The organism is Bacillus sp. T17B1 (assembly GCF_026796395.1).
GTDB lineage: Bacteria > Bacillota > Bacilli > Bacillales > Bacillaceae > Bacillus > Bacillus spizizenii_A.
The window spans coordinates 1-7,121 of record NZ_JALAYA010000028.1 but is presented as its reverse complement, the minus strand read 5'-3'; the positions used below and the strand labels follow the sequence as shown (position 1 = coordinate 7,121).

Genomic DNA, 7,121 nt, shown 5'->3' with positions numbered 1-7,121 from the left:
GCCAGGATCAAACTCTCCGATAAAATGGATCACAGGTTAAGTTCACCGCATCCTGCGGTGACACCTGTGTGACCTGCGTCGTGCAGGCCTTAGTTTGACTGACTACGCACATCGCTGTGCGATTTTATAAAAAATGAATTAACAGGTACGTTTTGTCTTGTTTAGTTTTCAAAGATCATTTCGTTTGTTCGCTTTGTTAAAGCAACTTTATTAGTATACAACGTTGCTTCTTTTAAGTCAATAACTTTTTTAAAAAATTTGGTGGAGCCTAGCGGGATCGAACCGCTGACCTCCTGCGTGCAAAGCAGGCGCTCTCCCAGCTGAGCTAAGGCCCCATGAAAATGGTCGGGAAGACAGGATTCGAACCTGCGACCCCATGGTCCCAAACCATGTGCTCTACCAAGCTGAGCTACTTCCCGATTTCCTAACTATTCTATTAGAATAATGGCGCGCCCGAGAGGAGTCGAACCCCTAACCTTTTGATCCGTAGTCAAACGCTCTATCCAATTGAGCTACGGGCGCAATCAATTTTACAATATCCCGTTGGGATAAAATGGAGCGGAAGACGGGATTCGAACCCGCGACCCCCACCTTGGCAAGGTGGTGTTCTACCACTGAACTACTTCCGCATATCGCAATAAAAAAGCTTTCTCCTTTTTGAGAAACCTTGGTAATAATACATTTGATAAAGCTTCCAAACGGGCTCGAACCGCCGACCTCTTCCTTACCATGGAAGAGCATCTTGAAAGTTTATATCCGTTTTCTTAGGACAAAAGTAATTATAGCAGGGTTTTGATAAATGTCAATACGGTTTATACAAATTTAGAAAGGTGGCGAATAATCGTGTTTGCCACCTTTCTGCCACCCAGGGTGGCGGACACCTGAAATTAAAAATGCACACAAAATAAAAAACCTTCTATTATAATAAGATGGCTTCAGACTTTTAAGGTCTGCTTAACTTAAGCAATTTGGAATATGACATATACAGCAATTTCAGCTACAAGCAAATAAATCATATATCTAGCATAAGTAAACACATCATCATCGACATTTTTCTGTCTTTTAAAAGTCCATGCAAATAATCCTAATACAGTTAATACAAAGATGATCTCAATTATTGTTAAAAATGACATTCTTACCTCCTTACCACTTACCTCGACATTGCCACCCATAACAATAACCCTCTCACATGTATGAGAGGGGCTAATATAGGTCAAGTCTGTAATCTAATTCCTGCTATCTGCATTTCAGCATTAGTCGTATGGGCCTCAATATGCTGATTGGATTGCTCAGGGGTTGCATTAAACGCAAATAAACCAGTGGTTACAATAACAGCAGAGAGAAATACACAAACACCTTTTTTAATACTCATATAAACAGTCACCTCGCTGAATTTGAAGCTGCGCTTCAACCATTTTATCATAGAAAAAACTGGATTCTTCAAATTCTCCGCCTTCTCTATAATATTCTGCAGTCAGCAGCGTTATGTGTTCCGTAAATGAGAACATGTGACTTTCATTAAGATGATTCAATATATTGAGGATACCCTGTTTATCAACAGACTCAATATATAGGGCATTCAGAAACTGATTCATCGATAGGAAAAGTTCATCATTGAATTTTTGTGCTGTTTCGATCCCTTGCTGCAAAACCTTCTGTCCTTCATTAAACTTTTCTTGCTTGAATAAAACTGTGGCCAACGAATGGAGCGTATGAGGAAGTGTCCTTAAATTTGCTCTTTCAGCAACCTCAGCTGCTTCTTTCAAATATCCTTCAGCTTTACTTGGTTGTCCCATGTAATGATAACATTCACCTAGATTATACAGAGCAGAACTAATTAGTCTGTCGTGCCCTAATTCCTTAGAAAGCTTCAGGGCTTCTTCAAGATGTTTTAACCCTTTTTCATAATGTTTAAAATCGAGATAGTTACCTACGATTACAAACAAGCTTTGAATTTTCCTTACAGTATACAGCGGATTCTGATCATAAATCTCTAATGCCTTTAAAATGTGATGCATGGAAACGTGAGTTTGTTTCATGTTGTAATAAGCTTCTGCTACCTTAAAATGAAATTCAGCTTGTTCGATTTCATCAGTAACAGCATAAAGTTCTTTTTCAGCTTTACGGTAATAATTAATAGCTTCCACGAATTCTTGCTGATCAAATTCATACATACCGCGGAAAAATAGTGAGTAATATTTCAGGAGACCGGTTAATTTCTTTTGGGGAGCTTCAATTTTTTCAAGTAATTCTGAGATGGTTGGACGTGCTGTTCTATACTTTTTTTCTGGCTCTAGGTAGTCGAGCATAAGTTGGTGTCGAAAGCTCATTAATGAGTAATAAATTAGTAAATACTCATCCTCTTCCATTTGTTTAATTTCTCTTTCAACTTCTGCTTTTAAAATTTCAGCATCCGGAACGCTAAACTGACGTATCATCTTATACCATTCGGTAATCTTAACCCCTACATGTGAGGAAGGTAAAACCGGATTCACAGGATCCCTCCTTTTTGTTTCTTTTTATGTAATATTCTAACATTTCCAAAAAGTGTTTGAACCACAAAAAAACCGCAAACTTTTTCTTCGGTTCATTTCGTTGATCGATCACCTTTCAAATAAAAGGATATTTTGTATTTCTCTTTTTCTTTTTATGGTTAAATTTTGTTGGTTATTTACCCACAAAGCTGAAAATGAAAGGATATGATCATGAAGGTATTTGAAGCTAAATCACTGCTTTCTGAAGCTGAAAACCGTGCAAGGGAATACAAAGAATTAAAAAGTAAAATGGTTAAATTAAAGAAAGCATTTAAAGATGTCGCTGATTTAGATGATAGTGAGTTTTCTGGTAAAGGCTCCAATAACATTAAATCTTTTTATGAAGATCAGGCTGGCATTGCTGACCAATGGATTGATCTAATTGAGATGAAAATTTCTTTTTTAACGAGTATTCCTGGTATTTTGGAAGACGCTAGCTTATCAGATGCCTACATAGAAGAATCTTTCTTAGAGCATGAGTTGGCCAATGCTAATTCTAAATCAAAATCCATCATGTCAGAACAGAAAAAGGCCATCAAAGACATCTTAAATGAAATACACGATATCCTTCCCTTAGATGTTTTTTCAACGGAAGATTTTAAAAATGAGTTATCTTCTGCTGAGAAAAAACGAAAAAATACAGTCGAGAAAATAAGTGAAGTCGATGAAAACCTAACGTCAGAATACGCCCTATCAGAAGCAAATGAACAAATGATTCAGGCTGATTACCAAGCACTCATAAACGCAACAGCAAAAGGCAAGACCGCCTCTCCCATCCACTATAATGCCAAGGCTTATAGGGACAGTGAAGTTCACAAGATGACTGAAGATGTAAAAAAACAATCGACTGAATATATCTCCTTTAAAGATCAACAGGCCGAACAAAGAAAGATAGCAAAAGAACAGGAAGAGCTTGCAAATAAGCCATGGTACGAAAAAACGTGGGATGTTGTTTGTAATTTTACAGGGGAAGTCTCCGGATATTATGATTATAAAAGAGCCGCTGATGGAGTTGATCCGGTTACCGGCGAAAAATTGACAGAGGGCCAACGTGTAGCAGCTGGAGCGATGGCTGCGGCAGGTTATGTCCCGATTGTGGGATGGGCTGGAAAATTAGCAAAAGGCGGAAAAGCTGTTTATTCAACCAGTAAAGCACTCTACACAGCAGACAAAGCACTTGATGTCTACAAAACGCCAAAGACATTCCATGCTCTTCAAAATTCGAGTATAGGTCTTTATGGGCTTGCTTCTGCAAACGGTTTTAGCGAAGCTAACAGGCCGAGACATGTTTGGCAATAAGATTTCAAAAGAACAACAGCATAACAGTATAAATGCAGCACTTGCTGTTTTCATGCCATTTGGTGCAAAAGGTTTTTCCGGAAAAACGGGCCTTAAAGCTTCATCATCAACTGAAACCGTAACTCAAGTTACAGTTAGTAGAAAAGGGGCTTTTAAAGAAGCGAAAAGAGATGCCGGTATACCACGTGCTCAACAACCAGAATCAATCGTGTAGAAATGCGTACTGCTCCTCACGAAGGCGGCCGTGTAATTAAAGATAAATATGGTAAAATCATTAGGACGAGAGAATACACCTTCACTAATAACAAAGGCGAAAAAATTATTATACAAGATCATAGTGCTGGGCATGAAAAAGGTGGTCAATGTCCGCACTTTAACGTTAGACCAATTGATAATACTCGAACAGGAAAAGTCCCTGGCACAAAAGAACATTATCCTTTTAACAAATAACTTGAGGTGATTTTATGTGGTACAAGAATATAGAAGAAAGTCATTTTTTTAATAGTTTATATAACGAGGTACCAGGATTAGAAAATGTACGCATTGAAGGTATTTATATAAAAGAAGAAGGTAGAAAAGTAACATTGCATTTTGATATGCCATTCTATGCCGAGAATCCACCTAAGAAATGGGCTAATCTTGGATACAACTCAATCGCCCTTCAAGTGGACTTCTTCGATATCCATTCCTTAGAAATGAAAACTTCTTCAGATATATACAGAGGAAACATTGAGATAACCAAGGATGAACAAGGCTTATTAGAAATTAATGTAACTGGTGAAATTAACGCAAAGATAAAAGCTGACACCGGGTTTATTCAATCAATTAATGGTTATATTAACGAAGCTATATGAATTAGTAGATAAAAACAAAAAGGGTCCCCTCTCACACTGAGAGGGGACCTCAGCTTGTAGACAAAGTCTAAGAATTAGACCAAGTCTACAAGCTGAGTCCTACTTAATGAATAGGACTTTATTTGTTTTTCATGCGTATTTCTTTATATTCCGGTTCTATTTGGACTATTTTACAAGAAAGTATATTTAGCCTATGGAATAAAAAATTCAATTGCTTCAAACTTGTGGGAGATTATTCTTTATAGGGGTGATAACATGACTAGCGAAGAAATTAAAGGTTTTATCATTGCCGGGTTAGTGTTATTAGGAATTGCTGTTGTCGCAATTTTAATTTCGTTATTTTGTATTCTTAAAATAGTTAAGATCATCAAAAATACAAAACATTGATTTATTGACAATATTTGATAAATATTTAGGATCGAACTGTAAAATAACTAAAGGAGGAGAACCAAATGAAGAAATCTAGATTTGCAACTATGATTTTAGGTATTTCTGTTTTGACTCTTGTATTTGCGACCATTTTTATGGGGACTAACGCTCCTACCACTTCTGCAAAAGAAGTAAACCCAAATGTAAATATCTTTTTCAATTCAGCTGTAGAAAATTTGAACCCTGATGACGTTAAACAAACCCTAAAGACAATTAAAGAATCGATTATCTTAAAAAACGGTGAATATTCATTTGATGAATCGAAAGCAATAAAACTAGGGCTTAAGGAAGATGTAATTGATAACGTTAAGAACCTAGAATCTAATGTCTTAGAGCAATTCTACAGTCTTAAAGATAGTGAAATTGAAACAGGCTCAGAACAATTACAAGGAGATTTTAGTGTTTTAAAAGAAAAAGATCCTTTGGGTAGAGTGCTTTATTTAAGCTTAGTTGCCTTTATAGGATTAAATTTTGCCAATAATGTACTTAATGATATTTATAGATTGGGTGCAATTGGTTGGTGCCGTTCCACTACCCATAGTCTTGCGGTAAGTGTTTGCCAAACTCTAGGGTATCGCTAATTTACCCCCTGTTTCTGAAATAAACAAAAGTATCCCCCTTGAGAGTACTCAAGGGGACTATTTATTTACTTCAAAAGAGCTTCAATTTTCGCTTTAGTCTTAGGCCCATAAATGCCGTCAGCAGCCAGACCATTTACTGACTGGAACCGTTTGACTGTATTTGCTGTTTTCGGGCCATAAACGCCATCAATGCCGTTATTCTTCGCCCCTTTATCTGGATAGAAATAAAGAGCCGCCAGAGCATTTTGAACCTGTCTAACATTCGTTCCTTTCGTCATCGGGCTTGTCACTTTAATAACTCCGGAAGGAAGCGGATATGATGTCTTTTTGCTGCTTGTTTTAGTGCTGCAGGATGAACTGGATCCTTTCAGTTTCAACTTTTGGCCAACTGTAATTTTATTCGGATCCTTTATGTTATTCCATTTCTGGAGGTTTGCCATACTTACTCCCTCAGCCTTTGCGATTCCGGAAAGTGTATCTCCTTTTTTGACTGTATATGTTGTCCGGATCCTGAAGAGCCGCCTGAAGACGCTGAGCTTTTGCCTCCGATTTTTCTTAATTCATCAGCGATAGCGGCTTTCACTTCATCCCATCGACCCTCGGACAAAATTCGGTGAGGGCAATATTTCCCGTTCCCGTCTTGATGTTTGCGAACTCGATCAACACCCCAGCCGCGTTCTTTAAGCAGTTTCGCAGTTATTTGGCGGGGATATCGGGCAACCCCAGTATCCTACCTCACCTAATACATGGTGGCAGAGATTCACTAAGAGGCACAATATTAAGCCAGGACGTCTTCATGATATGAGACACTCACACGCAACAATGTTAATAAATCAAATTGGGAAAGTACCTGGATTAAACATTAAAGCTATTTCTCAGAGGCTTGGCCATGCTAACGTCCAAACCACGTTGATTATTTACACTCAGGCTAATCGTGAATCAGATATTTTAGTTGCTGATGCAATCAATAATAAATTAAAAACGGGGACATTTTAGAGAAATTCTCTAATTTGCCACCCGTATGACACCCACATATATTAGACAAAAAAATAACAGTTCCATATCTCGCGGAAACTGCATAAGATCAACGTATTTTAGATAAGCTTCCAAGCGGGCTCGAACCGCTGACCTCTTCCTTACCATGGAAGTGCTCTACCTGCTGAGCTATGGAAGCAATGGCTCCGCAGGTAGGATTCGAACCTACGACCGATCGGTTAACAGCCGATAGCTCTACCACTGAGCTACTGCGGAATAATATAAGCTTCATAAACAAACATGGTAGAAATAATAAATCTGCTTGGCGGCGTCCTACTCTCACAGGGGGAAACCCCCGACTACCATCGGCGCTGAAGAGCTTAACTTCCGTGTTCGGCATGGGAACGGGTGTGACCTCTTCGCTATCGCCACCAAACAAATGCCTTCAG

General features: G+C 38.3%; 8 protein-coding genes, 6 tRNA genes, 1 rRNA gene and 2 pseudogenes. 6 read left to right on the top strand and 11 right to left on the bottom strand.

The window, feature by feature from the left end:
• Positions 1-259 precede the first annotated feature (259 nt).
• The 7 genes from MOF34_RS14000 to MOF34_RS13970 all read right to left on the bottom strand — a co-directional run bounded on the left by MOF34_RS14000 (position 260) and on the right by MOF34_RS13970 (position 2,438).
• Positions 260-335, bottom strand: a tRNA-Ala gene (locus MOF34_RS14000).
• 7 nt (positions 336-342) lie between these two features.
• Positions 343-419, bottom strand: a tRNA-Pro gene (locus tag MOF34_RS13995).
• 26 nt (positions 420-445) lie between these two features.
• A tRNA-Arg gene (locus tag MOF34_RS13990) sits at positions 446-522 on the bottom strand.
• A 32-nt stretch (positions 523-554) separates the two neighbouring features.
• Positions 555-629, bottom strand: a tRNA-Gly gene (locus MOF34_RS13985).
• 330 nt (positions 630-959) lie between these two features.
• Positions 960-1,172 (bottom strand): hypothetical protein, encoded by a 213-nt coding sequence (locus MOF34_RS13980; RefSeq protein ID WP_187957589.1) that lies wholly within the window; start codon positions 1,170-1,172, stop codon positions 960-962.
• Positions 1,173-1,213: 41 nt separating this feature from the next.
• Positions 1,214-1,372, bottom strand: a complete 159-nt coding sequence (locus MOF34_RS13975; RefSeq protein WP_268400549.1) for a hypothetical protein — start codon at positions 1,370-1,372, stop codon at positions 1,214-1,216.
• Positions 1,362-2,438: a tetratricopeptide repeat protein gene (locus MOF34_RS13970; RefSeq protein ID WP_214288297.1), complete on the bottom strand. Its 1,077-nt coding sequence runs from the start codon at positions 2,436-2,438 to the stop codon at positions 1,362-1,364. Before MOF34_RS13970 ends, MOF34_RS13975 begins: the two co-directional genes overlap by 11 nt.
• A gap of 267 nt (positions 2,439-2,705) precedes the next feature.
• Between MOF34_RS13970 and MOF34_RS13965 the strand changes: the two are divergent.
• The 5 genes and pseudogenes from MOF34_RS13965 to MOF34_RS13950 all read left to right on the top strand — a co-directional run.
• Positions 2,706-3,910: pseudogene (locus tag MOF34_RS13965) on the top strand (ribonuclease YeeF family protein); the annotation flags it as partial.
• 139 nt (positions 3,911-4,049) lie between these two features.
• Complete coding sequence (locus MOF34_RS21035) at positions 4,050-4,283, top strand: HNH/endonuclease VII fold putative polymorphic toxin (protein ID WP_419901032.1); 234 nt, start codon at positions 4,050-4,052, stop codon at positions 4,281-4,283.
• Positions 4,284-4,297: 14 nt separating this feature from the next.
• Positions 4,298-4,687, top strand: a complete 390-nt coding sequence (locus MOF34_RS13960; protein WP_268400548.1) for an Imm50 family immunity protein — start codon at positions 4,298-4,300, stop codon at positions 4,685-4,687.
• A gap of 255 nt (positions 4,688-4,942) precedes the next feature.
• Positions 4,943-5,074, top strand: a complete 132-nt coding sequence (locus MOF34_RS13955; protein ID WP_268400547.1) for a hypothetical protein — start codon at positions 4,943-4,945, stop codon at positions 5,072-5,074.
• 65 nt (positions 5,075-5,139) lie between these two features.
• The gene (locus tag MOF34_RS13950) at positions 5,140-5,697 is read left to right on the top strand and encodes a hypothetical protein (RefSeq protein WP_268400546.1); all 558 of its coding nucleotides are present in this window, start codon (positions 5,140-5,142) and stop codon (positions 5,695-5,697) included.
• Between the two features lie 65 nt (positions 5,698-5,762).
• Here the strand turns inward: MOF34_RS13950 and MOF34_RS21030 are convergent.
• A pseudogene (locus MOF34_RS21030) lies at positions 5,763-6,400 on the bottom strand (LysM peptidoglycan-binding domain-containing protein); the annotation flags it as partial.
• 8 nt (positions 6,401-6,408) lie between these two features.
• On the opposite strand from MOF34_RS21030, the gene MOF34_RS13935 reads away from it, so the two are divergent.
• Positions 6,409-6,693, top strand: a complete 285-nt coding sequence (locus MOF34_RS13935; protein WP_268400550.1) for a tyrosine-type recombinase/integrase — start codon at positions 6,409-6,411, stop codon at positions 6,691-6,693.
• A gap of 105 nt (positions 6,694-6,798) precedes the next feature.
• On the opposite strand, the gene MOF34_RS13930 is transcribed toward MOF34_RS13935, so the two are convergent.
• The 3 genes from MOF34_RS13930 to rrf form a co-directional block, all read right to left on the bottom strand.
• Positions 6,799-6,871, bottom strand: a tRNA-Thr gene (locus MOF34_RS13930).
• A gap of 2 nt (positions 6,872-6,873) precedes the next feature.
• Positions 6,874-6,948 (bottom strand) — tRNA-Asn (locus MOF34_RS13925).
• 44 nt (positions 6,949-6,992) lie between these two features.
• Positions 6,993-7,108, bottom strand: a 5S ribosomal RNA gene (rrf, locus tag MOF34_RS13920).
• Positions 7,109-7,121: the final 13 nt, after the last annotated feature.